At 41.2% G+C, this 1,448-nt stretch carries 3 protein-coding genes; all 3 read left to right on the top strand.

The genetic code is table 11. The features are described 5' to 3' along the window. Positions 1 to 219 (top strand): glycoside hydrolase family protein (locus ACMHKJ_RS19230; protein ID WP_413496441.1); only part of this gene is annotated, 219 nt, incomplete at its 5' end. Beyond that, a complete protein-coding gene (locus ACMHKJ_RS19225; protein ID WP_413496440.1) occupies positions 201 to 359 on the top strand; it encodes a hypothetical protein in 159 nt (52 codons plus the stop codon). The genes ACMHKJ_RS19230 and ACMHKJ_RS19225, both read left to right, overlap by 19 nt. Then, positions 356 to 871 (top strand): hypothetical protein, encoded by a 516-nt coding sequence (locus ACMHKJ_RS19220; protein ID WP_413496438.1) that lies wholly within the window; start codon positions 356 to 358, stop codon positions 869 to 871. The genes ACMHKJ_RS19225 and ACMHKJ_RS19220 overlap by 4 nt, the downstream gene beginning before the upstream one ends. Positions 872 to 1,448 lie beyond the last annotated feature (577 nt).

The raw sequence follows: 1,448 nt of genomic DNA, 5'->3' as shown, positions 1-1,448 counted from the left end.
TCGATAGATAACAACACCCGCGCGGCTATTTATTCATTTGTGTACAACGTCGGACCCGGTGCATTTTCCCGCTCTACGATGTTACGCAAACTGAATACCGGTGATATTGCCGGAGCCTGTGACGAAATGAAACGCTGGACATTTGCCGGTGGTAAAAAGTGGCAGGGTCTGATTAACCGGCGGGAAACGGAGAATGCGGTATGTCACGGAACCCAGTAACACTGATTATTCTCTCCATCATCTTAATAACGGCTTGCCTGCTGGCTGGCTGTTATCTGTATTCACTCCCGAATTACTGTCAGCCGTTGCCGGGACATCCACAGGCGGCAGTGGTCCATTATGAGTGTGAAGCGCCATGAAGAATGTATTTTCTGTCTTACTTAATGGCTGGCTGTGGGCTGTGGTGTTCTTCGGGTTATGGATGTTCAGCCTGCTGTCAGCCGAACAATCGGAAGGGCAGCATAAAGACAATATGATTGCTGACAAGCAAAAGGTGATTGATAACGCCTACACCAGCTTTGATATCTTTGACCGCGCTGCTGCCGCGAACGCCAACCGGAGCATGCAGGCAGAAGCCAAATCACAGGAGAAGCAGATTGAATACCGAACCATCATCCGCAAAGAGTCTACCTGCAATATATATATTCCTCAGTCTGTTTCTGATGGGCTGCTCAGCCACGCCTATGCCATCCGTGAATCAGCAATGCGTTCCGCTCCCGGCATCACTGACACATCCGGTACTGGCACCACTGCCACCCGCCGACTGACATATTGCCAGGCGGTTGAGTGGATAGAGCCGTTACTGACAGCGCTGGATAAGGCGAACGGGCAACTGATTGATATTAAATTACTTAGTAAAAATAACAATTGATGACTTCATAATCAGGGGTGTATTAATTCATCACAATGGAACAGGCTAAATTGAAACATGACACTATCATCAAATTCACCAACCAAATAAAAATTTTTGGAATTTTTATGATTTTTTGAATAATCGAATTTAATCCAACTTTTACAGTACTTATTATATACTGCAATTACATGTTTATTATCTACCTTAATAACCATTGTTATATCTTGTTTTATATAGATATGATTAGGGAAACTATATTGAGAATTGTTTGTTTCTGCATATAATTCCATGGATGATGCGCCTAAATGTTTTTTTTGTGACTCTATGTAATGAATTAAATTCCTAGTGCTATTCATACTTTTCTACTCCATGTTAAGTATTGTGATAAATATAACTTGTTATTAGTAAAACTAGCAGGTTAAATAAGTTAATTAAATCCTAACTTATTTTAAAATACTGATAAATGATAATAGGCTGGCTTGCAAAATAACATTGGTAAGTTAAGTGTCACCACTTTCTTAATATAATTATAACATGTTTTATTTACTCTGGGCGTTTACTTGGAGCTATCGTTATGCCACCACGCATACCCCGC

Source organism: Morganella psychrotolerans, assembly GCF_965118875.1.
In the GTDB taxonomy this organism is placed as follows: Bacteria; Pseudomonadota; Gammaproteobacteria; order Enterobacterales; family Enterobacteriaceae; genus Morganella; species Morganella psychrotolerans_C.
Note: the sequence above shows the minus strand (reverse complement) of the source record. Positions and strands in the feature narration are given on the sequence as shown.

Coding starts and splice junctions, on each gene's coding strand:
- ACMHKJ_RS19225 (WP_413496440.1), top strand. CDS start 201: ATGTCACGGAACCCAGTAACACTGATTATTCTCTCCATCATCTTAATA.
- ACMHKJ_RS19220 (WP_413496438.1), top strand. CDS start 356: ATGAAGAATGTATTTTCTGTCTTACTTAATGGCTGGCTGTGGGCTGTG.